The sequence below is a fragment of the Streptomyces sp. SCSIO 30461 genome, assembly GCF_037023745.1.
GTDB lineage: Bacteria > Actinomycetota > Actinomycetes > Streptomycetales > Streptomycetaceae > Streptomyces.
In genome coordinates, this window is the sequence record NZ_CP146101.1 from 4,550,027 (window position 1) to 4,575,220 (window position 25,194).

General features: G+C 71.3%; 23 protein-coding genes. 15 read left to right on the forward strand and 8 right to left on the reverse strand.

The features are described from left to right. The first annotated feature begins 281 nt into the window (after positions 1 to 281). A complete protein-coding gene (locus V1460_RS20195) occupies positions 282 to 965 on the forward strand; it encodes a glycerophosphodiester phosphodiesterase family protein (RefSeq protein ID WP_338675049.1) in 684 nt (227 codons plus the stop codon). A 57-nt stretch (positions 966 to 1,022) separates the two neighbouring features. On the opposite strand, the gene V1460_RS20200 is transcribed toward V1460_RS20195, so the two are convergent. Continuing rightward, the gene (locus V1460_RS20200) at positions 1,023 to 1,577 is read right to left on the reverse strand and encodes a GNAT family N-acetyltransferase (protein ID WP_338675050.1); all 555 of its coding nucleotides are present in this window, start codon (positions 1,575 to 1,577) and stop codon (positions 1,023 to 1,025) included. Positions 1,578 to 1,621: 44 nt separating this feature from the next. Here V1460_RS20200 and V1460_RS20205 point away from each other — a divergent pair, with 44 nt between their 5' ends. The 5 genes from V1460_RS20205 (at position 1,622) to V1460_RS20225 (ending at position 5,224) form a co-directional block, all read left to right on the forward strand. After that, positions 1,622 to 2,008: a VOC family protein gene (locus V1460_RS20205; RefSeq protein ID WP_338675051.1), complete on the forward strand. Its 387-nt coding sequence runs from the start codon at positions 1,622 to 1,624 to the stop codon at positions 2,006 to 2,008. A gap of 120 nt (positions 2,009 to 2,128) precedes the next feature. Continuing rightward, positions 2,129 to 2,680 carry a DUF5134 domain-containing protein gene (locus V1460_RS20210; protein WP_338675052.1) on the forward strand — a complete coding sequence of 184 codons (552 nt, stop codon included), beginning with the start codon at positions 2,129 to 2,131 and terminating at the stop codon, positions 2,678 to 2,680. Between the two features lie 86 nt (positions 2,681 to 2,766). Further along, positions 2,767 to 3,702 carry a M56 family metallopeptidase gene (locus tag V1460_RS20215; RefSeq protein ID WP_338675053.1) on the forward strand — a complete coding sequence of 312 codons (936 nt, stop codon included), beginning with the start codon at positions 2,767 to 2,769 and terminating at the stop codon, positions 3,700 to 3,702. A gap of 34 nt (positions 3,703 to 3,736) precedes the next feature. Continuing rightward, a complete protein-coding gene (locus V1460_RS20220; protein WP_338675054.1) occupies positions 3,737 to 4,450 on the forward strand; it encodes a phosphatase PAP2 family protein in 714 nt (237 codons plus the stop codon). A gap of 135 nt (positions 4,451 to 4,585) precedes the next feature. Beyond that, entirely contained in the window at positions 4,586 to 5,224 is a 639-nt protein-coding gene (locus V1460_RS20225; RefSeq protein WP_338675055.1) for a helix-turn-helix domain-containing protein, read from the forward strand. Positions 5,225 to 5,293: 69 nt separating this feature from the next. On the opposite strand, the gene V1460_RS20230 is transcribed toward V1460_RS20225, so the two are convergent. Continuing rightward, on the reverse strand, positions 5,294 to 6,778 hold the full coding sequence (locus V1460_RS20230) for a hypothetical protein (protein WP_338678127.1): 1,485 nt from the start codon (positions 6,776 to 6,778) through the stop codon (positions 5,294 to 5,296). A 219-nt stretch (positions 6,779 to 6,997) separates the two neighbouring features. Here V1460_RS20230 and V1460_RS20235 point away from each other — a divergent pair, with 219 nt between their 5' ends. Both V1460_RS20235 and V1460_RS20240 read left to right on the forward strand, forming a co-directional pair. Continuing rightward, positions 6,998 to 7,675, forward strand: a complete 678-nt coding sequence (locus tag V1460_RS20235; RefSeq protein WP_407077499.1) for a DUF305 domain-containing protein — start codon at positions 6,998 to 7,000, stop codon at positions 7,673 to 7,675. 61 nt (positions 7,676 to 7,736) lie between these two features. Next, a complete protein-coding gene (locus V1460_RS20240; RefSeq protein WP_338675056.1) occupies positions 7,737 to 9,176 on the forward strand; it encodes an FAD-dependent oxidoreductase in 1,440 nt (479 codons plus the stop codon). A 54-nt stretch (positions 9,177 to 9,230) separates the two neighbouring features. Here V1460_RS20240 and V1460_RS20245 read toward each other — a convergent pair whose 3' ends face one another. Further along, entirely contained in the window at positions 9,231 to 9,647 is a 417-nt protein-coding gene (locus tag V1460_RS20245; protein WP_338675057.1) for an organic hydroperoxide resistance protein, read from the reverse strand. Between the two features lie 118 nt (positions 9,648 to 9,765). Between V1460_RS20245 and V1460_RS20250 the strand changes: the two genes are divergently transcribed. Together V1460_RS20250 and V1460_RS20255 are read left to right on the forward strand one after the other, a co-directional pair. Then, a complete protein-coding gene (locus V1460_RS20250; RefSeq protein ID WP_338675058.1) occupies positions 9,766 to 10,317 on the forward strand; it encodes a MarR family transcriptional regulator in 552 nt (183 codons plus the stop codon). A 111-nt stretch (positions 10,318 to 10,428) separates the two neighbouring features. Beyond that, positions 10,429 to 11,514, forward strand: a complete 1,086-nt coding sequence (locus V1460_RS20255) for an exo-alpha-sialidase (RefSeq protein ID WP_338675059.1) — start codon at positions 10,429 to 10,431, stop codon at positions 11,512 to 11,514. A gap of 58 nt (positions 11,515 to 11,572) precedes the next feature. Here V1460_RS20255 and V1460_RS20260 read toward each other — a convergent pair whose 3' ends face one another. Next, the gene (locus V1460_RS20260) at positions 11,573 to 12,250 is read right to left on the reverse strand and encodes a uracil-DNA glycosylase (RefSeq protein WP_338675060.1); all 678 of its coding nucleotides are present in this window, start codon (positions 12,248 to 12,250) and stop codon (positions 11,573 to 11,575) included. 198 nt (positions 12,251 to 12,448) lie between these two features. Between V1460_RS20260 and V1460_RS20265 the strand changes: the two genes are divergently transcribed. Then, entirely contained in the window at positions 12,449 to 13,456 is a 1,008-nt protein-coding gene (locus V1460_RS20265; RefSeq protein WP_338675061.1) for a BadF/BadG/BcrA/BcrD ATPase family protein, read from the forward strand. Between the two features lie 139 nt (positions 13,457 to 13,595). Beyond that, positions 13,596 to 14,516, forward strand: coding sequence for a hypothetical protein (locus tag V1460_RS20270; RefSeq protein WP_338675062.1), 921 nt, complete (start codon positions 13,596 to 13,598; stop codon positions 14,514 to 14,516). Between the two features lie 131 nt (positions 14,517 to 14,647). Here V1460_RS20270 and V1460_RS20275 read toward each other — a convergent pair whose 3' ends face one another. Together V1460_RS20275 and V1460_RS20280 are read right to left on the reverse strand one after the other, a co-directional pair. Then, positions 14,648 to 15,943, reverse strand: a complete 1,296-nt coding sequence (locus V1460_RS20275; RefSeq protein WP_338675063.1) for a nitric oxide synthase oxygenase — start codon at positions 15,941 to 15,943, stop codon at positions 14,648 to 14,650. Between the two features lie 300 nt (positions 15,944 to 16,243). Further along, a complete protein-coding gene (locus V1460_RS20280) occupies positions 16,244 to 17,761 on the reverse strand; it encodes an FUSC family protein (RefSeq protein WP_338675064.1) in 1,518 nt (505 codons plus the stop codon). A gap of 260 nt (positions 17,762 to 18,021) precedes the next feature. On the opposite strand from V1460_RS20280, the gene V1460_RS20285 reads away from it, so the two are divergent. After that, a complete protein-coding gene (locus V1460_RS20285; protein ID WP_338675065.1) occupies positions 18,022 to 18,504 on the forward strand; it encodes an Lrp/AsnC family transcriptional regulator in 483 nt (160 codons plus the stop codon). Positions 18,505 to 18,800: 296 nt separating this feature from the next. Here V1460_RS20285 and V1460_RS20290 read toward each other — a convergent pair whose 3' ends face one another. Then, positions 18,801 to 19,259: a protein phosphatase gene (locus V1460_RS20290; protein ID WP_338675066.1), complete on the reverse strand. Its 459-nt coding sequence runs from the start codon at positions 19,257 to 19,259 to the stop codon at positions 18,801 to 18,803. Then, positions 19,256 to 23,182: an amino acid adenylation domain-containing protein gene (locus tag V1460_RS20295; RefSeq protein ID WP_338675067.1), complete on the reverse strand. Its 3,927-nt coding sequence runs from the start codon at positions 23,180 to 23,182 to the stop codon at positions 19,256 to 19,258. Before V1460_RS20295 ends, V1460_RS20290 begins: the two co-directional genes overlap by 4 nt. Before the next feature lie 242 nt (positions 23,183 to 23,424). Here V1460_RS20295 and V1460_RS20300 point away from each other — a divergent pair, with 242 nt between their 5' ends. Together V1460_RS20300 and V1460_RS20305 are read left to right on the forward strand one after the other, a co-directional pair. Further along, positions 23,425 to 23,847, forward strand: a complete 423-nt coding sequence (locus V1460_RS20300) for a secondary thiamine-phosphate synthase enzyme YjbQ (RefSeq protein ID WP_338675068.1) — start codon at positions 23,425 to 23,427, stop codon at positions 23,845 to 23,847. Positions 23,848 to 24,147: 300 nt separating this feature from the next. Further along, positions 24,148 to 25,125 (forward strand): hypothetical protein, encoded by a 978-nt coding sequence (locus tag V1460_RS20305; protein WP_338675069.1) that lies wholly within the window; start codon positions 24,148 to 24,150, stop codon positions 25,123 to 25,125. Positions 25,126 to 25,194: the final 69 nt, after the last annotated feature.

The window sequence follows — 25,194 nt, forward strand, 5'->3', positions numbered from 1 at the left end:
GTGAGAGGGGCGGCAGCCCAAGAAGGCAGTCCGATGCCGACCCGAAGCCATGGCGGCCGGCTACGACTCGGATAGACGTTCCCCGATGGCCGGATTCCATGCGTGACGGCTCGGGCCGGCCACGCCGGAGCAGAGTCCCGGTTCGTCAAGTCCCCGAGGACGCGCCCACGCACGAGTGCACGACCGGTTACGCAACGCACGCGGAGGATTAGGCTGCGCCCAGGCCGTGCCGTCAAGCGACCCGAGCCCGAGTCCGAACCATCGACGGAAGCGAGAAGATCTTGAGTTTCCTCACCATCGGTCATCGCGGGGTCATGGGTGTCGAACCGGAGAACACCCTGCGCTCCTTCGTCCGCGCCCAGCAGACGGGCATGGACGTCATCGAGCTCGATCTTCGACTGAGCAAAGACGGCGCGCTCGTCGTCATGCACGACGCGGACGTGGACCGTACGACCGACGGCAGCGGGCCGGTCGCCGACAAGACACTCGCCGAGCTGCGGGAGTTCGACGCGGGCCGAGGTGAGCGCATTCCGGTCTTCGAGGAAGTCTTGGACGCGGTGCGCGCACCGCTCCAGGCCGAGATCAAGGATGTCGCCGCGGCACGGGCACTCGCCGAGGTGATGCTCAAGCGCGAGCTCACCGACCGGGTGGAGGTGTCGTCCTTCCACGACGAGGCCATCGCGGAGATCGCGGCACTCGTGCCCGGGGTGCGCACGGTCCTGGTCGCCGGCCGCTGGGGCAGTGATGTGGTGGAGCGCGGCCAGGCGGTGGGCGCCGCCGCCCTCGCCCTGAACATCCGCAGGCTCACCCTGGAGACCGTGGAGCACGCGCACGGCGAGGGACTCAGGGTCATCGGTTGGGTGGTGAACACCCAGACCCATCTGCGGTTGGTGCGCGCGCTGGAACTCGACGGCGCGACCACCGACTACCCGGAGATCAGGCGAACCGGACGCTTCACGGCCTGAGCGCGGGCCGAGAGGCCGCGAGAACCCCCGCGCCCGAGCGGTGCCGGGCCGGATGGGTCAGCCGAGTTCCTTCACCAGCAGTTCGAACCGGAGGTCGTCGCGCTTCGGCCGCCCGAAGCGCTCGTCGCCGTACGGGAAGGGCGTCGTCCTTCCCGTACGGCGGTAGCCCCGCCGCTCGTACCAGGCTATGAGGTCTTCGCGCACCGAGAGCACCGTCATGTGCATCTCGCGCGCGCTCCAGGTCTCCCGCGCGCGACGCTCCGCCTCGGCGATGATCCGCCGTCCCAAGCCCGCGCCCTGCAGGTCAGGACGCACCGCGAACATCCCGAAGTAGGCCGCGTCGCCCCGGTGTTCCAGCTGGAAGCAGGCGACCGGCACGCCGTCGCCGTCCTCGACGACCAGCATCGTGCTGTCCGCCTTGCCGATCACGGCCAGCATGTCATCGTGGTCGGTGCGGTTTCCGTCCAGGATGTCCGCCTCGTTGGTCCAGCCGGACCGGCTGCTGTCCCCGCGGTAGGCGCGGTCGACCAGCGCGACCAACGCGGCCACATCGGCCTCGGTGCCCTCGCGATAGGCCGGCCGTGCGGGCTCATGCGGCGCTGTGACGTCCATGTGTCGGAACTCCGATCGCTCATGTGCCGTCTACTGTGCTGACCATGATGCACGTGCTGAGTAGCCGCGTCCTTCTGCGGCCGACCGATCCGGACCGGTCCCGGCGGTTCTACGAGGACGTACTCGGCCTCCAGATCTACCGGGAGTTCGGCACCGGGCCCGAGCGCGGGACGGTCTACTTCCTGGGCGGGGGCTTCCTGGAGATCTCCGGGCGCTCCGACGCCCCTCCCGCACCGGGTCTCTCGCTGTGGCTGCAGGTATCGGACGCCAAAGCGGCCTACGGACATGTGCTGGCGCATGGCGCCAACGTGGAGCAGGCGCCGCGTCGTGAACCGTGGGGCCTGGTGGAGATGTGGGTACTGGACCCGGACGGGGTGCGGATCGCTGTCGTCGAGGTGCCCGAGGACCACCCCCTGCGGCTGCGCCCCTGAGCCGAGCGCCGGCTCCGTGCCCCCGTGTACGCCCGTGCGCTCGTATGTGCCTCGCGCACCCGGGGCATCACCTCCCCCGACACCCGTCGAGCGGGGAGGTGCCCGGTGCACGGTACGGCGATGTCGGCCTGGTTGCTCGTCGCGCTCTGCACCACGTCGGGCGCGTACTGCGTACTGCGGATGCGCACCGGCGAGAGCGAGGAGCGCGGTGCGGCGGGCGGCGAGGCGGTGATGGGCTTCGGGATGGCCGCCATGGCCCTGCCCGCCGCGATCTCGCTGCCGCGACCGTGGGCCTGGCAGGTGTACGCGGCCGTGTTCGCGGCCGCGGGACTGCGCGCCCTGTGGGCACTCGGGCGTGCGCGCGGCGGCCCACACCATCTGCATCACCTGGTGGGCTCGCTGGCCATGGTCTACATGGCGCTGACGATGGAGCCGGGCACGGGGACGCACACCGGGCACGCGGCACGCACGGGTGCCGGTGGCGTACCCCTGCTGACCGGGGTGCTGCTGGTCTACTTCGTGGTGTTCGTGTTGCGCTCGGGCGCACGCCTCGTCCCGGCTGCTGCGCGCCCGGCGGCCGTGCCGGCGGCCTGGGGGGCACGGCCCGAACTGGCTCTGGCCTGCCAGGTGTCCATGGGAGTGGCCATGGTGGCCATGCTGCTCACCGTCTGACGCAGTGATGGGCGCAACCGTGCTGTGCGTCACATGGTGCGCGAGGCCGTACCCCCTGGTAGCGCCACGCTCATAGGCTGGTTCCCATGATGCTCTCGCTCGCGCTGCTTGTGCTCGGCGCACTGGCCGCCGTGGTGGCGCCGCGGTTGATGGCGCGGGCCGACTGGCCGGAGCGCGAGCCTGTGGTGGCGCTGTGGGTGTGGCAGTGCGTGGTCGCGGCCGTGCTGCTGAGCTTCGCGCTCTCCATGACGTTCAGCGCCGCCGCGGCCTGGCAGGCCGTACGAGGTCACGTGTTCGCACCCGCCCCGAGTGCCGTGGTGGAAGCCTATGCGCTCGGAGCGCATGCGCCCTGGTCCGCGGTGCTCGCCGTGGTACTGGCATGCGGCGGGCTGTGGACCGGCGCGATGCTGGCCCGGGAGGTGCACAGGGCGCACGCCCGGCGCAAGAGGCGCCGGGCCGAACTCCTTGTGCGCGCGCCCCTGTTGCCCGGCGAGGATCCGGGCAGCGACCCCCTGGTGCTGCTGGAGGCCGAGCGGCCCGACGCCTGGTGGCTCCCGGGTGCCGCGCCCCAGCTGGTCATCACCACGGCGGCGCTGCGCCGGTTGAAGGGCCGTCAGCTCGACGCGGTGCTCGCCCATGAGCAGGGGCACGCCCGGGCCCGGCACGACTGGCTGCTGCACTGCTCCGCGGCGCTGGCCAACGGCTTTCCGCAGGTGCCGGTTTTCGCCGCGTTCCGGGACGAGATGCACCGGCTGGTGGAACTGGCCGCCGACGATTCCGCGTCGCGCCGCTTCGGCCGGCTCACCATCGCCCTGGCACTGGTGGAGCTGAACGAGCACCGGGGCGTGTTCGGCCCGTGCCCCACACCCGACGCCCAGCTGCCGCAGCGCGTCAACCGACTGCTGGCACCACTCCCCCGGCTGACCGCGAGCCACCGGCTCGGGCTGACCGCGGCAGCGGCGCTGGTGCCGGTCGTTCCGCTGCTCGTGGCATTCGTTCCCGGGCTCAGGGCGCTCGGATAGCTTGGGGCGGCCGTCGTGGGCAAGGATCGGCCCTATGCGGTCTCCTCCTGCCCGGCCCGTCCGAGCGCGCACCCCCGTCCACGCCCCCGCCCGTACCTCTGCGGTGACCGCTGCGCTGGCACTGCTCCTGCTGGTGCTGGTCTCCGTCCCGTGGGCGCCGCTGCTCGCGCTCGACACCTCGATCGCGCGGGCACTGCACCGCTCGGCGCACGCCGAGCCCGGGTTCACCGAGGCCAACCGGGTGCTGAGTGACTGGGTATGGGACCCATGGACCATACGAGCGCTGCTGGTCACGGCGGTGGTGCTGCTGCTGTGGCGCGGCGCCAGGCTGCCGGCCCTCTGGGTGGCCGCCGCCGGCGCGCTGGGCGCGGTGGTGCAGCAGTCGCTGAAGTTCGCGGTGGGCCGCGACCGGCCGCGCTGGGAGCATCCGCTGGACACCGCCCAGTACGCCGCGTTCCCGTCCGGGCACGCCATGACCGCGACGATCGTCTGCGGGTTGCTGCTGTGGCTGCTCGGGAGAGAGTGCGTGGGGACCCGCGTCTGGTGGGCCGCGGTGCTCGTCACGTCCGTCTCCGTGCTGGGCGTGGGTTTCACCCGGCTCTATCTCGGGGTGCACTGGTTCACGGACGTGGTGGCCGGCTGGCTGCTGGGAATCTGCGTGGTGGGTCTGGCCATCGCGACCTACGAACGGTTCGCTTCCGACGCACCCACTCCGCCCGGGCGGAGAACCCCGGACTCGCGGAGCTGAGAGAGCCGGCCGGACCGGGCGATCCCCCGCGTCGCCCGGTCGGGCTGGTCACCCTCGCCGACCAGGCACGCAAGCCCGGTGCGGCGATATGCGCCGAGTATATTGGCTGGAAGCCAGTCAACGCAGGAGTCCAGCATGTCCCCGCGGAGCCCAGCGGTCAATGAAGAGCTGCGGCGGCGCTCCCGCGAGCGCCTCCTGCAGGCCACCGTGGACCTCGTGGGAGAGCGTGGTTACGAAGCGACGACCCTGGGTGACATCGCCGACCGCGCCGGATCGGCGCGCGGCCTCGTCTCGTACTACTTCACGGGCAAACGGCAGCTCTTCCAGTCCGCGGTGCACCGGCTGATGCATCTGACGCTCGAAGCGGCTCTGGAGCGCGCACCCCGGGCCGAAGACGGCGGGGAGGAGCTCGCACGCGCGATCGACTCGGTGCTCGGCCTCGCCGTACAGCGGCCGGTGCTGATGCGGGCGCACATGGCCGGGATACTCCAGGCCGAGGGTTTCGTCCGGTGCTCCGAGCAGCAGCGACTGGAGTTCCTGCTGCGTGGCGCCCTTGAACGGTACGGCTCCGCTGACGTGGACGCGGAGTACCCCCTGTTGCGCGCGCTGCTGATGGGTGCGGTGTTCACGGTGGTGGTGCCCGGAGCCCAGATGCCGCTGGAGCGGCTGCGCGCGGAGCTGTTCCAGCGGTACGGGCTGGACTGGGAACTCGGCGTCCCACCGGGCGGGGAACCGCCCGGTGGGACGCGTCGTACGCCCGCTGAACCCGCTTGACCGACCGGGCGGGGCCCGATCAGCCGCGCGCCGAGCCGACCCGGAGGACGGGTCGGCCCGTCAGCCGGGTCAGTGGCGGTCGAAGTAGTCCGGCTGGGTCTGCACATTGAGCTCGCGCATCCGAATCCGCTTCGCCGGGTCGGTGCGGCGGTCGTCGAGCCTCAGCACGTCGAGACCCTTGGCGATGTCGTTCGAGTAGATGTGGCCGTTGTAGTAGTACGCCGACCACGAACCACCCGTGGTGAGGGTGTCGGTGGACAGCGGGCCGCGCTCGAAGTAGGCGATCTCCCTGGGCCTGGCGGAGTCGGTGAACTCCCATACCGAGACGCCGCCCTGATACCAGGCCTGAACCATGATGTCGCGGCCCTTGACCGGGATGAGCGAGCCGTTGTGGGCCACGCAGTTCTCGGTGCTCGCCTGGTGACGGTCGATCTTGAAGTAGCTGCGGAAGACCAGTTTGCGCTTGTCGCCCTTGCCCACGATGTCATAGATGCCGTCCGCACCGCGGTTCGGCCCGATCTCGGCGTTGCAGGTGGCGCCCACACCACCGCCCAGCTCGTCGGTGAAGACGACCTTGTCGGCCCGCTGGTTGAACGTCGCCGAGTGCCAGAAGGCGAAGTTGACGTTGTCCTGGACCTGGTCGATGACCTTGGGGCGCTCCGGGTCCCTGATGTCGAACAGGATGCCGTCGCCCATACAGGCACCCGCCGCGAGGTCCTTCGACGGCAGCACGGTGATGTCGTGGCAGCCAGTCGTCTTCGAGACACCGGGGTTCGTGGGACTGCCCGGATTGCCGCCGCCGTCCGGACCCTCTCCGGGGAAGAGCACCGGGAAGTCGACGACCGCGGCCTTCTCCGGGGCCTTGCGCGGCACCTTGATGACGGAGATCCCGTCATGCGGGGGCTGGCAGTCGGGGAAGGCGGTGTTGGGCGAGTACGAGGACACGTACACGTACACGTTGCGGCGCTCGGGCACCAGGGTGTGGGTGTGCGATCCGCAGGCGGTCTCCACGGCGGCGACGTACTTCGGGTTGCGTTTGTCGCTGATGTCGAAGATCTTCATGCCCTCCCAGGAGGACTTCTCGGTCGCGGGCTGCGTGGTGCTACTGCACGAGTCGTCGCTGCGCGAGGAGTCGGTGGAAAGGAAGAGCAGATCGCCCGAGACGGACACGTCGTTCTGCGAGCCGGGGCACAGGACCTGTGCCACGGTCTTCGGGGCCTTCGGGTTGCGGATGTCGAAGATCCGGAAGCCGTCGTAGTTGCCGGCGAAGGCGTATCCATCCTGGAAGGCCAGGTCGGAGTTGGTGCCCTGGAGGGCGTCCTTGGGGATGTTGGCGAGTGGTGTGAGGTTGTCGCTGTGGACGACCTGGTCCACAGCGGGGATCTCACCGCCGGCCACGGCAGCCTCGGCACCGGCACGTTGGGCCGGGGACACCGCCTCCTGGTGCGGGCCGTCCCCGGGGTCGGGAATGGCCGCCGCCGGTCCGGCGGTCAGCAGCGTGGCGAGCATCCCGGCCGCGGCTGCGGCCACGGCCGTTCGTCTGCGCCACGGCATGCGGGTGGTTTGCAACGAGAACACTGGGACCTCCCTTTGCTCCGTTGTCTCCGTAATCCCCGTTCGGTATTGAACGGTTCGCGGATCCCCGGGCAGTATCACCCTTTGCATGTCCATTCCAATAGGGGACATCGGCACCGTCCTGCGGGACGCTGATCCTCCAGTCCGGCAAGTGAGCTCTTCCGATCGTCAACACACCATGATTCGCAGGAGGTTGCCGTGTCGCCGATCCGTGGCCCCCGCCGTTTCCCCGGCCTTGCCGCAGCCCTGGTGAGCGCCGCACTCGCCCTGACCGCCTGCGACTCGGAAACCGGGAGTGCGAAGGCGCAGAGCGCGGACGACGGAGGTCCGTCGGTGGTCGCGCCCGGCAGACCGGGCGAGCCCGCGCGGACGTTGTCGGCCGACGAGGCACGCGAGGCCGTACCGGACAACCGCCCGAACGCGGCGGATCTCGCGTACGCGCGGATGATGATCGTCCATCACCGACAGGCACTGGAGATGACGGCTCTGGCACCCGGCCGCGCGGCCGGCGAGCGGCTCAAGCGGCTCGCGAAACGGATCGACGCGGCGCAGCGGCCCGAGATCGACGCCATGGAGGCCTGGCTGAATGGCGACAGCAGGGCGGCGGACAGCGGCCACGGTTCCCACGGCGAGGGCGGTCACGACCACGGTGCGATGCCGGGAATGGCGACCGCGGCCCAGCTGGCGCAGCTGCGGGCGGCCCACGGCGCCGCGTTCGACAGGCTCTTCCTGACCTTGATGATCACCCATCACGAGGGCGCAGTCACCATGGCGACCGAAGTACTGTCGAACGGCCGGAACGTCCAGGTGGAGGAGATGGCGAGTGAGGTGATCGCCCAGCAGACCGCCGAGATCAACCGTATGCGCGCGATGTGAGTCTCCCCGGGCGCCGTTTCGGGTGCCATGCTGGAGACACCCTGCGGGAAGGAGCGCGGTCGTGCTTCGTGTCGCCGTCGTCGGTTCGGGCCCGAGCGGGGTGTACACCGCTCAGGCCCTTGTCCAGCAGACCCGGGTCCCGGACGTCCGTGTGGATGTGCTCGACCGCCTCCCCTGCCCCTACGGGCTGGTGAGATACGGGGTCGCACCCGACCACGAGAAGATCAAGTCCCTCCAGAACAACCTGCGGTCGGTCCTGGAGGACGAACGGATCGGTTTCATCGGCAATGTCGAAGTGGGCGCCAAGGGTCTGACACCCGCCCGGCTGCTCGACGCCTTCCACGCCGTCGTGTACTGCGTGGGCGCGGCGCAGGACCGCCGGCTCGGGGTGCCCGGCGAGGATCTGCCGGGAAGCCGTTCGGCCACTGACTTCGTCTCCTGGTACAGCGCGCACCCCGACTCGCCCGAACCCGGCTTCGCGCTCGGCGGCGTGCGTTCGGCCGTGGTCATCGGAGTCGGCAATGTCGCCGTCGATGTCACCCGGATCCTCGCTCGCGGCGCGGCCGACCTGCGTCCGACCGATGTGCCGAACGGGGCTCTCCACGCACTGGCCGCCAGCGGGGTGCGCGACGTGCACATGGTCGGCAGGCGCGGCCCGTCACAGGCGAAGTTCACCACCAAGGAACTGCGGGAGCTGGGCGCACTGCCACGGGTGGCGGTGGACGTCGAGCCGACGGACCTGGCGCTCGATCCCGGATACGCCGATCCGTCGGCGCTGCCCGCGGTGAACCGGCGCAATGTCGAGGTCGTCCGGGGCTGGGCCGCGGACCCGTCCGGTGCGGCGGGTCCCGCCCCGGCGAGGCGCGTTCGGCTGCGCTTCTTCCTGCGGCCCGTGGAGCTGCTGGCCGGTGAGGACGGCCGGGTCGCCGCCGTGCGCTGCGAGCGGACCGAACCGGACGGCAGCGGCGCACTGCGCGGCACAGGGACGTACGAGGACATCGAGGCTCAGCTGGTGCTCCGGGCGGTCGGCTATCGCGGAGTGCCCCTGGCGGGGCTGCCGTTCGACCGGACCCGGGGAACCATTCCCCATCAGGAGGGGCGGGTGCTGCGTGACAGCGCGCCGTCACCCGGCGAGTACGTCGCGGGGTGGATCAAGCGGGGGCCCACCGGGGTGATCGGCACCAACCGGCCGTGCGCCAAGGAGACGGTGGCCTCCCTGCTCGCGGACGCCGCCGAGCTGTCCGCGCGCCCTCTCACGGTCGAGCCCGTCCAAGTGCTGCGGAGCCTGGGGCACGAGCCGGTCGGATGGCCGGGCTGGCTGGCCATCGAGGACGCCGAAGCAGCCCTGGGACGCTCCCTCGGGCGGCGCTCGGTGAAGATCCCCGACTGGCACGGATTGCTGGGGGCGGCCCGAGGAGCGGACTCCGCGCGCGGCGACGGGGCCGCCGCACACGGAAACGGTGGTGCGATGCCGGTCCTGCCGGGCATCGCACCACCGTGAGCCTCAGGCCGGTCGCTCGACGACCGTTCGCCTGGCTTGCTCGACCTACTCGACCTACTCGACGACCAGCTCGACCTGGATGTTGCCGCGGGTCGCCTTGGAGTAGGGGCAGACCTGGTGGGCCTGCTCCACGAGCTTCTCGCCGGTCGCGCCTTCGAGTGCCTCGGGCAGCTCGACCCGGAGCACCACCGAGAGACCGAAGCCACCATCGGCCTCGTCCTTGCCTATACCGACCTCGGCAGTCACCGAGACCTCGCTGGTGTCGACCTTCGCCTGACGGCCGACGAGTCCGAGTGCGCTCGAGAAGCACGCCGCGTACCCGGCGGCGAACAGCTGCTCCGGGTTGGTGCCCTCACCGCTGCCACCGAGCGCAGGCGGCATGGCCAACGGCAGGTCCAGGCGGCCGTCGGAGCTGACGGCACGACCTTCGCGGCCGTTGGCGGTGGCGACGGCGGTGTACAGCGCGTTCATGGCGATCATCCCTCTGTCGACGGGCCGGGCCCCTGGCGGCCGGACCGGATGCCCATTACTAGAGCACACAATTAAGTTGTGCACAACTTAATTGGGCTGAGGTGGTTATCCTGGGGCCATGACAACGACACCGGACGCGACCCGCGGCACGGAGATCCTCCGACTCGACCGGCAGATCTGCTTCTCCCTGCACGCGGCCTCGCGCGCGTTCAACGGCGTCTACCGGATGGTCCTCAAGGACCTGGGACTCACCTATCCGCAGTATCTGGCGATGCTGGTGCTCTGGGAGCACGGAGAACAGCCGGTGAAGGCCATCGGAACCCGTCTCCGGCTGGACTCCGGCACACTGTCCCCGCTGCTCAAGCGGCTTGAGGCGGTCGATCTCGTGGAGCGCCGCCGCAGCACCGAGGACGAGCGGTCGGTGACCGTGCGCCCGACCGCGAAGGGCGCGGCACTGCGGGAGCGGGCCGCCCTCATCCCGCACAGGATCGCCGCGGCCACCGGACTCACCCTGACCGAGCTGGGCGACCTCCAGCAGCGTCTCGCGGAGCTGACCGCCAAGCTCGACGGGGCCGACCTGGAGCAGGCGGCGTACGACCCGGCGGCAGGCTGCGAGGGCGGGCCGACGGCAGGGCTGGGTGGCCCCGCGGGCACGGGAATCCCGGACTGACGCCCACCCGGCCGCTGTGACCTGCGGCGATGGACACTTCCTGGAGCGTTGTCAGCCGTGGGGTGCAGACTGGCCGGTGTCCGCGACAACGCCGCCCTGGAGGTGTCTGTGATGACTGAAGTGCTGCTCGCCGTGGGTACCAGGAAGGGGCTCTTCATCGGCCGCAGGCGCGGTGGCGACTGGGAGTTCGACGGCCCGCGCTTCAACGCGGAGGCGGTCTACTCGATCGGCATCGACACCCGCCGCCCGGTCCCCCGGCTGCTCGTGGGGGGTGACAGTGCCCACTGGGGGCCCTCCGTCTTCCACTCCGACGACCTCGGGGCGAGCTGGACCGAGCCGGCCAAGCCCGCGGTCAAGTTCCCCAAGGACACCGGCGCCTCTCTGGAGCGCGTCTGGCAGCTGCACCCCGCGGGCCCGGCGGCACCGGACGTGGTCTACGCGGGGACCGAGCCCGCAGCGCTGTTCCGCTCGGACGACGCGGGTGAGACCTTCGAACTCGTCCGCCCGCTCTGGGAGCACCCCACGCGCTCGCAGTGGGTGCCCGGGGGCGGTGGGGAGGCTGTGCACACCGTGGTCACGGATCGGCGGGACGCGGACGCCGTCACCGTCGCGGTCTCCACGGCAGGGGTGTTCCGCAGCCGTGACGGCGGCGCCGGCTGGGACCCGTCCAACCGCGGAGTCTCCGCTGTCTTCCTCCCTGATCCGAACCCGGAGTTCGGCCAGTGCGTCCACAAGATCGCGCAGGACGCGGGAGACCTCGACCGGCTGTACCTCCAGAACCACTGGGGCGTCTACCGCAGCGACGACGCGGGCGCCCACTGGAGAGACATCGGCGGGGGGCTGCCGTCGGACTTCGGTTTCGCGGTCACCGCGCATCCGCACCGCGCCGATGTGGCGTATGTCTTCCCGATCAACGCCGACGCGGACCGCGTCCCGGCCGGGCGCCGATGCCGGGTCTACCGCACCAGCGACGCCGGCGACAGCTGGGAGCCCCTCGCCGCAGGACTCCCCGACGGCGACCACTACGGCACGGTGCTGCGTGACGCGATGTGCACGGACGGCGCCGACCCGGCGGGAGTCTACTTCGGCAACCGGAACGGCGAGCTGTACGCGAGCGCGGACGACGGTGACAGCTGGCAGCAGCTCGCCGCACATCTGCCGGACGTGCTCTGCGTGCGTGCGGCCGTGCTCGGGTGAGGCCGCGGCGGTGCCGTCGGCGCCGCGCTGCCGTCATCACGGCGGCACCGGACAGGCGTCAGGGCAGGCGCCAGTCCACCGGCGCGGCCCCCAGCCCCACAAGGAGCTCGTTGGTACGGCTGAACGGCCTGGACCCGAAGAACCCGCGGTCGGCGGACATGGGGGAAGGATGGGCCGACTCGACCGCCGGCAGGCCGTTCAGGAAGGGGCGGAGGTTGCGGGCGTCCCTGCCCCAGAGCACCGACACCAAGGGCTTGCCCCGGGCGGCCAGGGCTCGGATGGCCTGCTCGGTCACTTCCTCCCAGCCCTTGCCGCGGTGCGCGCCGGGATTCCGGGGTGCGGTGGTGAGTGCCCTGTTGAGCAGCAGCACCCCCTGCTGGGTCCAGGGGGTCAGATCACCGTTGGACGGCCGGGGCAGCCCCAGGTCGGAGTGCAGCTCGCGGAAGATGTTCTCCAGGCTGCCGGGCAGGTTGCGCACCTCTGGCGCGACGGCGAAGCTGTGGCCGATCGCCATACCCGGGGTCGGATAGGGGTCCTGACCGACGATCAGCACTCGCACCTCGTCGAAAGGCTGCTGAAAGACCCGCAGTACGTTCGCACCGGCTGGCAGATAAGTACGGCCGGCGGCGATCTCCGCGCGCAGGAAATCCCCCATGGCGGCGATGCGCCCGGCCACGGGACGCAGCGCCTCCGCCCAACCGGGCTCGACAAGTTCGTTCAACGGTCGTGCTGCCACGGCGCGTCACTCTACTGGTGCACGGAGTGTCTTTTCGAATCCGGCCGCCATGAGGCCCCCCGAGGATAGGCTGGCGCTGTCGTTCCCCAGCCCCTCCCGCCCCATTCTCACCCTGTCATCCCGGAGCCGGCCCATGAGGTGGTGCAGTGCTTTCGCCCGGCAGCGGCCATGTGCGGCGGCATCCGGCCGGAGGTCCGGATGACCGGGCGGCGCACCGGACGGGTGCGCTGGGTGCTCGGAGTGGACTCCGGGGGTTCGGGGTTCAGGATCGCGCTCGCGCCCGTCGGGTCCGGGGTCGTGGACCTGTGCGGCGGCGACGCGATCGTGTCGGAAGAGCCTGTGCGCACCGGCCCTGCCGGGATCGACGCGGCCGCGCTGCTGGAGCGGCTGCTGCCGACAGCCCGCACTCTGCTCGGGCGGGCGGGCGCACCCGGGCCGGACGCGATCGCCATCGGCGCGGCAGGGATGGCGACGCTCGGGGACGAACTGCGGGCCGTACTCCCGGCCGCTCTGGGGTCCGGACTCGGGGCGAACGCCATCGCCCTCGCCGCGGACGCGGTGACCGCCTATGTCGGGGCGCTCGGACAGCGCCCCGGAGTCGTGGTCGCGGCGGGCACGGGGATGGTGGCGCTGGGTACGGATCTGGCCACCTGGCGGCGGGCGGACGGCTGGGGCCATCTGCTCGGTGACCGCGGTGGCGGTGCGTGGATCGGGCGGGCAGGCTTCGAGGCCGCTCTGTGCGCGCACGACGGGCGGGCGGGGGGCTCCGCCGCTCTGCTGGCCCGGCTGGAGAAGGTGTTCGGACCTCCTGACCAGTTGCCGGGACTGCTGTATCCGCGCTCCGACCGGCCCGCTCTGCTGGCCTCGTTCGCCCCCGAGGTCGCCGCCTGCGCGGTGGACGATCCGGTCGCCTCGCGTGTTCTCGAAGACGCGGCAGGCCACATCACCGCAGCGGCCGCGGCCGTATGCCCGCCGCCCACCGCAGGCGAGTGCGAAGTGGCTCTGACCGGAGGCTTGTTCAAGCTGGGCGAGCCCCTGCTGGCACCACTTTCGGCGGCACTGTCCCGGAGGCTCCCGCACGCGCGGCTGGTGGCCGCCGCGGGCGACCCGCTGGCGGGCGCGCTGACCGTCGCCGCCGCGCTGGCGACCGAACGGCTGATCGTGCCCCGGGACGGACGTCTGCTCCGTGTGACGACAGGTCGCTGAGCCGGCGGAGCAGCGCCCGCAAACCCGGACGCATCTCGCATAAGTCGACCGGTAAATCCATCGGGCATACACGGACAGACGGTGCGTGACCGCCCCTCCCCGAACAGCCCCGGCGACAAAACCAGTAGCATGCGGCGCCATGAGCTCCCCCACTGGGCCCGCATCCGGCCTGCCTGTACGAATGCCGCGACCCCGCCAGTCCGGGCGGCACCGCCGCCCGGAGCCCGTGGCGGCCCCCGAGGGCGCGCCCGCGCTCGTCCTCGCGGTGCCAGGAACACCCTCTTCCGCGATACGCGGGCTCGCCGAGGAAGTCATCAGCATCGCCCGCTCCGAGCTGCCCGGCCTTGAGGCCGTCATCGGCTATCTGGACGGTGACGACGCCGAGTACCCCACGCTGGGGAGCGTGCTCGCCGGGGCAGCCGCCCTGCGGACCGAGCGGTACGAGCTGGCGAAGGCGGCAGGCCGCGAGGTCGCGGAGCCGGACGGTCCCGCGTCCGTCGTGGTGCCACTGCTCGCCGGCCCGGACAGCGCGCTGACCCGCCAGATACGCCAGGCGGTCATGGACAGCCGGGGCACCGCGGAGCTGACCGACGTACTCGGCCCGCACCCGCTGCTCGCCGAGGCGCTGCACGTCCGACTGTCCGAAGCGGGCCTTGCCCGGGCCGACCGGGCGCGTCTGTTCACGGTCGCGACGGCAGCCGACGGCATCGTGCTGGCCACGGTCGGCGGCGACGAGGCCGTTCAGGCCGCGGGCATCACTGGCATGCTGCTGGCCGCTCGGCTCGCCGTGCCGGTGATGGCCGCCGCGCTGGACCGCGAGGGTGCCATCGCGGCGACCGCCGATGAGCTGCGCGCCTCCGGCTCGGGGCAGCTCGCTGTCGCCCCCTACCTGGTCGGCCCCGAACTGCCGGACGGCCTGCTGGCCGCGGCCGCCGCGGAGGCGGGCTGCGCCGCGGCCGAGCCGCTGGGCGCGTACCCGGCGATCGGGCGGCTGGTGCTGTCCCAGTACACGACCGCGCTGGGCATCCCGACGCAGGCGCCGGGCGCTCAGCTCCGCTGACGGCCCCCGCGGAGATCCGCAGGAAGGGCCCGCACCGCTTGGTGCGGGCCCTCGGCATCGCAGGAGTGAACGACACCTCCGTGAAAGCGCGGGGGTGAACGAACCCCCCTACCGCCGTGCCGGAAGTGCTCTCAGCACCCCGCCGGCTCCTCCCCTCTGGCGCGCCCAAGCGCCTCGGGGTGGTGCACGAAGGCCGGCTTCAGCTGCACGGGGTCGTAGGTGCGGTGGAAGACCGGGGTCGCGCAGCCGGAGACAGGCGGCACGATCCAGGACCAGTCGGCCCCCACCCGACGCCCTTTCTCCTCCTCGCGGGCGAGATGGGTGAGGAAGCGGCGGGACTCGGTGTGGTGGTCGGCGAGCGTCACACCCGCCCGGTCGAACGAATGCAGCACGGCGCGGTTGAGTTCGATGAGAGCGCGGTCCTTCCACAACGTCCGATCGCTGGACATGTCCAGGCCGAGGCGTTCGCCCACCGCCGGGAGGAGGTCGTAGCGGTCACGGTCGCCGAGGTCGCGGGCGCCGATCTCGGTACCCATGTACCAGCCGTTGAAGGGTGCCGCCGGATAGCAGATCCCGCCGATCTCCAGACACATGTTCGCGATCGCGGGTACGGCGTGCCAGCGCAGCCCGAGGTCGTCGGCCCAGTCGCCGTCAGGGTGGGTCAGCGGCACTTCGAGCACGGCGTCGGCGGGCAGTTCGAACCACCGGGGCTTGTCGTCACTGCCCTGGACGACGAGCGGCAGGATGTCGAAGGGAGTACCCGGGCCGCCCGGCCAGCCGAGCCGCTGGGCATAGGCGGTGATCCCGGCATTGCGCGGGTCCCCGGTGCGGCCGCCGCCACCGTGTGCGGTGTAGCCCGCGTAGCGGACCAGTTGCTCGTTCCAGATCCTGGGGCCGCGACGGCTGGGGGAATCAGGCGCGAAGACCGTGATGACGGGGCGTATACGGCCGCCGTTGGTCGCTTCCCGCAGATGGGCGACGGCTTCGGCGGCGATGGTGTCGGCGTCATGGACATCACGCCGGTCCCTGACCCGTAACGAGTGCCAGTACAACCTGCCGATGCAGCGGTTGCTGTTGCGCCAGGCGACGCGCGCTCCATGGGCGAGTTCGGCCGCCGTGTGCCGGTAGGTGCCGGTCGCGTCGATCTCGGCGTGGACTGCGGCGATTCTGGAGGTCAGCGCGGCCTGCCCTCCGGCGGACGGGTGCTCCTGGTGGAACAGCCGCAGGAATTCCACTGCCTCCCGACGCAACGAGTCCGGGCTCGACGAAGCCCGGCCGTCCTGCCGGTGGGCGGCCTGCGGTCCGGGGTGCGCGGGGCACTGCCCCTGCGCCGCCCCTGCGCCCGCGGCGGGGCGCCCGTCGCCTGGCGCGGCTCGTGAGGGCCGGTCCTGGGGCGCGGCGGCTCGTCTGAGGAACTTCCGCATCATGGGCACCTCCGGGCCTGAACGGGGACGAGTAGTGCGGACGCCGGAACAGCGGACCATGGGAGACCGCCCACGATCAACGGCTGGTGATCGAATGATTACCGACCTTGGCTCACAGTTGACGAGCGGACTACCCCGTACGCCGGCTGATCCACCCCCCGGATGCCACATGCACGCGCCTCGTCCGCGACGGGCATCGGCGCCGGTTGCCAGGCACTGCGGTAAGGACGGCACGCGAAGCACCGTGGTCAGCCAGGTGGTGATCCGGTCCGGGTACGAACCCCGGCCGCTGCGCCGTAGACGTCAGGCGGGCATGAGCGGGGAGCGCGGCGATGAGCGCAACGGGTCCGCCAGACCGGCGAGCGCCTTCTCAAGACCGTGCAGGTGCATGAGCACCGCCTCGGCACCCGGGTGAGTGCGGCCCCCGGCCGCCAGGGTCTCGGCGAGCGGTCCGTCGGTCGCGGCGCCCGGTTCCTCAAGCGCGTGCACGGCGGCTTCCAGCCGCCAGCAGGCGGCGGCCAGACGGGCGTCGTGCGAGGCTTCGGGGTCTGCGGCGACCGCGATGAGTCCGCGCACCTCACGGGCGCAGTCGTCGAGCAGTCCGAGCACCTGCCGCGCCCGCGTGCCCCGGGCGCGGGAGGGGTTGAGGGGGTGGACCAGAGGCGCCAGGGACATCCGCACCCGGGCGAGGAGCAGTTCCAGTTCGGCGGCGTGCACGGCCGGATCGGCGCTCTCGTCCCCGGCGAGCCGGTCCATCGACGCTGTGGTGCAGGCATGCACGCAGCGGACGGCTCTGCGGATCCAGGCGTTGGTGGCTGTGTGCGTGGTGATCGGCAGCACGAACGCCACGGCCAGCAGCGCGCCCAAGGCGCCCACGCAGGTCTCGGCGAGCCGCAGCGCCAGCAGGCTGGGTTCCAGCACCCCGAGCAACCCGTACAGAAGGGAGGCCAGCACGGTGACGGACAGCATCATCCAGCTGTACGAGACCGGTGCGCTGTAGAAGATCCCGAAGACGCACATCGCCACGAGGACGGCCGTGGGGATCACGGCGCCCTGTACGGGAACGGCGACGAACAGGCCTGCGGCGACGCCCAGGACGGTGCCGAGGATCCTGCGGAACCCGCGGACCAGGGTCTCGCCGCGCGACGCAGTGTTGACGAAGATCCACCAGGCCGCGCCGACGGCCCAGTACCAGCGGTCCTGCGACAGCAGTTGGCCCACGGTGAGCGCGAACGCGCCGGCCGCCACCACCTGGGCGGCCTGCCGGGTGGTCGGTCGTTCGAGGCCCCGGCCGCCGGGCGGGAACGCCACGGCCGGCGGCGGCATTCGGCGCTCGTAGCACCAGACACCGAAGCGGACCGTGGACGCGGCGATCAGAGCGAGCGCGATGGCCGAGCACAACCCGGGCAGCTGCGCCGGCAGCGTACCCAAGAACTGCGCCACGAAGAACATCATGAACGCGAACACGCCCAGGGCATGGCCTCGCGCTCCCCAGCGCCGTACGTACACCGCCGCCCCCGCGACGGCGAGGAATGCCATGTCCCGCGCCAGTGGCTGTCCGTGGAGTTCCGCCGCGAGCACCAGCACGGGGACGCCCACGACGGGCAGCAGCGCCGTGGTCAGGGCCTGACCGGGAATCGCCGTATCGGTCACGGTGAAGAGGGCGAGCATCGCGGCGAGTCCGCCGGTGAGCACCGCGGGCAGCGGGTGCCCGGTCAGCGCGCAGGCGGCCACCGCCGACGCGACGCCGAGGACGGCCCGTAGGGCGCTGCGCAGACGCAGCAGACCCGGGTCCGGAGCCACGAACACCCTCTTGAGCACTGCTTCCCGCTCCTTCCTCTAGCGCCTCGTGGGCCTCGGCCGTGCCGTGGCAGGTGACGGCACGAAAAAGGCGCCGCGGGATCCCGCAGCGCCATCGACATGACTATGAGAGCATCTAGTGCCCCAGCGGCTCAAGTCGCACCGACTATGCTGAGCCATTGGTACAGTCGAGAGCCGTCCTGGTCAGCCCAGGCGAGCCATCGGCACAGGGAAGCCCCCATAATCCGGTGCGGCGGCGGCCTGAAAGGGGCGGACCGAAAATGGCCGTAGACGAGCTGGACACCCGAATCCTGCGCCTGCTCATCGAGCAGCCGCGCACCAGCGTGCGGGAGTACGCACGCATACTCGGAATCGCCCGGGGCACCCTCCAGGCCCGTATCGACCGCCTGGAGCGGGACGGCGTGATCATGGGCAGCGGGCCGTTCCTGTCCCCGACCGCGCTGGGACACCCGGTGCTGGCGTTCGTGCACATCGAGGTCACCCAGGGGCACCTGGACGAGGTGGGCGACGAGCTCGCCCAGGTGCCCGAGATCGTCGAAGCCTTCTCGATCACTGGCGGGGGCGACCTGCTGACCCGGGTGGTGGCTCGCGACAACGGTCATCTCGAGGACGTGATCCAGCGGCTGATCAATATGCCGGGCGTGGTCCGTACCCGTACCGAGATGGCCTTGCGCGAGCGCGTTCCGCAACGGCTGCTGCCGCTGGTGGAGTCGGTCGGCCGGGCTGCCCGGGCGCCTCACTGATAGTGCCGCGTCAGGCGATGTTCGCGGCGTTACCGAATCAACCGAGCAGGGCCTCTGCGACAGGGCGATCCGGCGGCTGGAGACCCCACCCCCTCGGCCCCGGAGAGCCGGGAGCGGGCCCGTGTACCGGGCGCCGCTCCTCGGCGGGCGAACCTTGCCCGACGCGGCACTGAGGCCTGTCCTGGAGGCTTGATCCCTTGGGTGGTGGCCGGCCACCGGGTGCGGAGCGGGCGCGCGGGGCCGGAGCCGTCCCGCGCCGTCGCGGACCGGCAGGGCACGGCAGGGCACGGCAAGGGCTACGAACGCCCTGAGCCGGAAACCTCCGCGGCGAAGGCCCGGCGGATCAATCGCCTCTGCCACGGCACCTCGACAGCGCGCGGATGGTGGTGCCGCCGCACCCATGTGACGGCTTCCCGGGGTTCCATGCCTTCGAAGACGCAGAAGACGGAGAGCGCCGTACCGGTCCGTCCGACGCCTCCCCCGCAGCAGATCTCCACGCGTTCACCCGCGGCCCGCCCGTAGGCGACACGGAGCTTGCGCAACGCGTCCACGGGGTCGGCGGGAAGCCGGAAGTCACGCCACGGGATCCAGAGGGACTCCCACAGGGGCTCGGGCGGCCGGTGATCCGTCAAGTGCACCGCGAACGTGGGGGTCTGCCCTTGCGGCAGGCCGTACCTGAGTCCGCGGCCGCGGACCATCCGGCCCGAAGGGAGCGTCAGCACCTTGGGGTCGCACGGGTTCCATGGCTCGGTCATGACGGATCCTCCCGCCCTGCGCAGCGCAGGGCCCGCGACAGCAGGGCGGAGACCTCCTTGAGCGGCTCCGAACGCATCATCTCCAAATGGTCGCAGCCCACCAGGCGGGTGTGGACGTTCCCGGTGACGAAACGCTGCCAGTCGTCCGCTGTCGGCGCTCCCGCCGGCCGTCCCTCGGTCGCGGTCAGATGGAGTACGTCCCCGACGAAGCGGCCCGGCGGCGCGGCCTCCACCAGGGCCGCCACAGCCTCCGCCGCACACGAGACCTCCGTGACGTCCCGAGGGTCCAGCCGCACATGCGGGCCGGCCTCCCGACGCAGCAGGTCGGCGATCTCCCGCGCGGTCGGGCCCCGCGTCCCATCGGCGACGGCCGGGTACGAGTCCAGCAGCGCGAGCAGCGCCGTCGGTTCACCGCACTGCTGCAACCGGCACGCCATTGCGTGGGCGATGTTCCCGCCCAGCGACCAGCCGAGAAGGTGGTAGGGGCCGTGCGGCTGTATCGCCCGGATCCGGGCGACGTATTCATCGATCAGCTCGGTGAAGCCCTTCGCCCGGCGACCCCTTCCGTGCCCGGCGGTGGATACCTGGATGGCGTGCACCGGCCGGTCGTCGCACACCGCCGCCAGACCCGCGTAGCTCCAGCCGAGTCCCGTGACGGGATGCACGCAGAACAGGGGAGCGCTCTCCCCCGCCGCTCGAAGCGTCAGCACGGGCTTGAGCGCGTCGACGGGGGCGGAAGGAGCCGATCCCACCGCGGCCGTCACTGCGGCGAGGCCGGCCGCGGTGGGCGCATCGAACAGAACCCTGATGGGCAGTTCGGCCCCCAGCAGCGCCGCGACCCGGCCCATGAGCCGGGTGGCCAGCAGCGAGTCGCCGCCCAGTTCGAAGAAGCCGTCGTCGAGTCCCACACCGTCCACGCCCAGCACTTCGCCGAACAGGTCGCAGAGGGTTCGCTCCCAGGGCGTCGCGGCGAGCTGAGGACGCCGTGACACCAGCGTGCCTCGGCGCGGTGCGGGAAGCGCACGCCGGTCCCGCTTGCCGTTGGCCGTGGCCGGCAACGACTCCAGGGAGACGTACGCCGCGGGCACCAGGTGGGCGGGCAGCGCGGCTTCCATGAATCCGCGCAGGTCGGCCGCGGCGACCTGCGCTCCCGAGTGCGGAACCACGTAGGCCACGAGGAGCCTGAGTCCCGGTTCGTCCTCACGCACAACGACGAGGGCCTGCGCAAGGGCGGGGTGAGCCGCGAGGACCGCCTCGACCTCCCCGAGCTCGATGCGGAATCCGCGCAGTTTCACCTGGTCGTCCCCGCGTCCGCGGAACTCCAGGCTCCCGTCGTCACGCCAGCGCACCAGGTCCCCTGAGCGGTACATGCGGATGCCCTCGCCGAAGGGGCACGCCACGAACCGCTCGGAGGTCGGCCCGGCCGCCGTGTATCCGCGTGCGAGTGCGGCCCCCGCGATGTACAGCTCGCCGGTCACGCCCGGCGGGACAGGTCGCAACCGCCGGTCGAGCACGTAGGCACGTACGTTGTCGAGCGGCCTGCCGATCACGGGTGTCGGTGCGGCCGTCATACGTACGGTGAGGGCTTCCACGGTGCACTCGGTCGGACCGTAGAAATTGTGGCCGCTGACGGCGGGCTCAGCCTGGATCCGCTGCCACAGCGCGTCGGGCACGGCCTCACCGCCCAGTACGAGGGTGGCGGGGGTGGACTCCGGTGTGGCGAGCAGCCCGTGGGCGAGCAGTTCGAGCGCGTACGTGGGCGTGGTGTCGAGGAGGTCGACACGGTGGCGTCCGATGTACGACACGAGGGCAGCGGGGTCGCGCCGGGTCGGCTCGTCCAGCAGATGCAGTCGGTGACCGGCGAACAGCGCGAGCAGTCCCGTCCAGGAGGCGTCGAAGGCGAGGGGTGCTGTGTTGGCCACCCGTGCCGCTGCCAGGCCCGTCGCGCGCACATGACCGGCGAACAGCCCGGTCCGGTGGCTGTGGAACAGGTTCGTGAGGGAACGGTGTTCGACCACCACGCCCTTGGGGGCGCCGGTCGATCCCGAGGTGTGCAGCACGTAGGCGGAATGGGTGGGCAGCAAGGGCACGGCCCTGTCCCGCTGGGTCGGGTCGTCCGTCCGCGCCGCGCCCTTCCCGTCCGTCCCCGTTCCGCACGGGCTCCCCGTCGCCTCATCGACCTCGACCGGCACCACTCGCGGTGCGGTCGTACCGAGCCGCGCGTACACGGTCTTCGTGGTGATCAGCGCCCGGGCCCGTGCGGTGTCGATGATCCGTGCGACGCGCACGGCCGGATCGCCTGCATCGACCGGCAGACAGGCGGCACCCGACTTCAGCACGGCCAGGACGGCGACGACGGAGGCGACCGACCGGTCCAACAGCACCCCGACACGGTCTTCGGGACCGATGCCCTGGGCGAGAAGGGTCCAGGCGAGCCGGTTCGCCCGGGTGTTCAGCTCGACGAAGGAGAGGTGCTCCTCGCCGTGCACCAAGGCGGTCTCATCGGGGCGGGTACGCGCCTCGTCCTCGAAGTACCCGTGCACGGGCCGCCGGTCGGTGTAAGCGGTGGTCCCGCCACTCCATTCTCGGACGACGCGCTCGCACTCATCGCCGACCGGGACGCCGACCGAGGACGGAGGCACGTCGAGGCCACCGGAGGCGGCGAAGTCGTCCAGGATCCGCGCCAGCCAGCCCGCGACCCGTTCCGCGAAGGCGCGGTCGAAGACGTCCTCGCGGTAGTCGACCCGGAACCGCAGCCCCTTGCCAGGGGTGCAGAGCAGCGACAACGGGTAGTGCGTGGCGTCGAATCCCCCTGACCCGACGAGTAGCGCTCCGCCGAATCCGACGGCGCCCTCGCCTACGGGGTAGTTCTCGAAGGCGGTCGTGGTGTCGAAGAGCGTGGCCGATCCGCTGATGCGCTGGATCTCACCGAGGCCGACATGGTGGGCGTCCAGAAGGTCGATCTGCTCCTCCTGAACGCGCCGCAGCAGCCCGCCGAGGGTCTCGCCGCCCCGTAAGGCCACCCGTACCGGAAGGGTGTTGATGAACAGGCCGACCATGCCTTCCACGCCGTCGACCGGAGCGTCGCGCCCCGACACCGTCGTACCGAAGACGAGGTCGTCTCGGCCGGTGAGCCGCCGCAACACCAGTGCCCAGGCCACCTGCACCAGGGTGCTCAGAGTCGCGCCGTGGCGATGAGCCTGCTCCTCGAGGGCTCGGGTCACGTCCTCCGGCAGTGCGCGGCCGACGGTCGCGGGCGGAGCGGCGGCTCCGCGGCTCACGGCCGGAGCCACCAATGTCGGCCCGTCGAGGTCCGCCAGGGCGTCCGCCCAGGCGCTCCTCGCATCCGTGAAGTCCTCTTCCGCCAACCAGTCGAGGAAGTCCCGGTAAGGGGGTGCGGGGTCCGGCTCGGTGTCGACCGGGCTTCGGTGGAGGGCGAACAGTTCCTCCACGAGCAGCGCGGTCGACCATCCGTCCAGGATGATGTGGTGGTTCGTCATCGCCAGTCGCCAGCACGTGTCCGAGACCCGGACGAGCAGAAATCTGATCAGCGGCGGGCGGGCCAGGTCGAACCCGCGCAGGCGCTCCTCGATCAGCAGAGCGGCGACGTCGCTCTTTCTGCCGTCCACGGACCGCCAGGGTGCCTCGGTCGGCGGCGCGATGAACTGGACCGGGTCACCCGCTTCGCCGAGCCGGAATCCGGCCCGCAGACCGTCGTGGCGGAGCAGCAGCGTGTCGCAGGCGCGGCGCAACTCCGAAACGTCGAGCTCCCCCTCGAAGTCGAGCGTGAGCTGGGTGATGTAGACGTCCGGGTCGTCACTCCGGCAGGAATCGAACTTGGCGTGGAAGAAGAAACCCATCTGAAGCGGAGCGAGCGAATACCCCGCGACGCGATGCGACTCTGTCCATTCGTCCCCCGCCATACCGGCCCGATCCCCTCGACTCCACCGCATCACCGCCCGACTTCGCGCGTGGAAATCCCCGTTCCCCTCCGCGCGGGCAAGGCACCCTCTCATTCGAGCAGCGGCCTTTCAAGGGCGGACCGATCCTGCCCGGTCTCCGGCGGACTCGTTCCGTGGTCTCCTCCTTCGATCCGGTCCCGGACACGGAGCGGACTCACCATGTCCCGGGCGAGCACCGGGCGCCGAGGCGCGAGCATGGACGTATGGCTGACACCTTCACCACACGGACCATCGACGTGACCACCGGCTCCCGGGAGACCGTCCACGACCTGACCGCCGCCTGCGAGTCCTTCCTGCGGGACGTGGCCGCCGGGCGGGACGGGCTCCTCAACGTCTTCACGCCGCATGCGACCGCGGGCCTGGCGATCATCGAGACCGGCGCGGGCAGTGACCACGACCTGCTGTCCGCCCTCCACCAGCTCCTCCCGGCCGACGACCGCTGGCAGCATCGGCACGGCTCCCCCGGGCACGGCCGTGACCATGTGCTCCCGGCCATCGTCCCGCCCCACGTCACACTCCCGGTCATCGACGGCATCCTGGAGCTGGGTACCTGGCAGTCCGTCGTCCTCGTGGATACGAATCGGGACAACCCGGAGCGTCAGGTCCGACTGTCGTTTCTCGGATAGCCCTGCTGCGGTCAGGGCTGTGGGAGGCCATGGCCGGGTCGGAGCCGGCGGTATGGCCCGCAGGTCGCCACAGCCCTTCGGAGGGGTACCCAGGGCCACGCCCAGGACGGGCTCGTGGTCCGGTACCCGTCGGCGACGGACAGGACCGGACCGGCCGCGGGCACGTGGCCGGGCGCCGTGCCCGCGGAGTTGCCGGAGACGCAAACGGATGTGCGAATGTCAGTCGCGCGTGATAGTCACTACCTCCACGAGGGAGTGATCGTTTGCCTCCCCGTGCGAGATACCAAGGGGTGGGGGACAGTGGCATTGCTCCGTGACAGGGGGCTCAACCTGGGACGATGGACCGGTCGGCCCGGGGCGCGGCTGGAGAAGGGTTCCGGGCGTCCGGACGTGGCACGGGTGCGCCAGGCTGCCGCCGCAGCGGACTGGACCGCCGTGCGGGGCCTGTTGGAGGCGCGACCGGAGAGCCAGGACCGTACGGGGCTCTTGTGGGCCGTCGGCGACACGTCCGGCGTCGAGCGGTGGATCGGCGACGTGCTGAAGACGGAGCCCGAGTCGGCGCTGGCGCTGACCGTCGCGGGCATCCGTTACGTCAGCTGGGGCTGGGAGGCCCGGACCTCGGCACTCGCGAAGAACGTCTCGCGTGAGCAGTTCGAAGTCTTCCACTCCCGGCTGCGCCAGGCCGAGGAGTGGCTGTACCGGGCTGCCGAGCTCGAACCGGGCTGGACCTCGCCCTGGTACGTCCTCCAGGTCACCGGCCGTGGCCTGCAGGTCGGGCAGGCCACGGCGCGCCGCCGGTTCGATGCGGCCGTGCGCCGGGACCCTCACCACCTGGGGGCGCACACGCAACAGTTGCAGCAGATCTGCGAGAAGTGGGGCGGGTCGCACGAGGAGATGCACGCGTTCGCCCGCGAGTCGGTGTTCAAGGCTCCTGGCGGCACGCCGCTCGGCCAGCTGGTGCCGGACGCGCACATCGAGGAGTGGCTGTCGCTCGACTCGGGCCCTGACGCCACCTACATGCGCCGGCGCGAGGTGGTGGAGTCACTGAGGCAGGCGGCGGACCACTCGTACCGGCATCCGGACTTCGTACACGAGGGTTCCTGGCTGGGGCTGCTGAACAGCTTCGCGATGGCGTTCTCACTGGCCGGGGACCGGGCCTGCGCGCGGGAGTGCTTCCAGGCCACGCAGGGGCGCGTCACGGAGTCCCCGTGGGAGTACCTGAACGGCTCCGATCCCGTCGCGGCCTACCGCAAGCACCGCTCGGCCGCCGGGCGCTGACCCGCAAGGCGTGCAAGCCGAGACGAGCCCCGCACCCTCCCCTGCTCCCCTCTTTGCCCGACTTCCCGT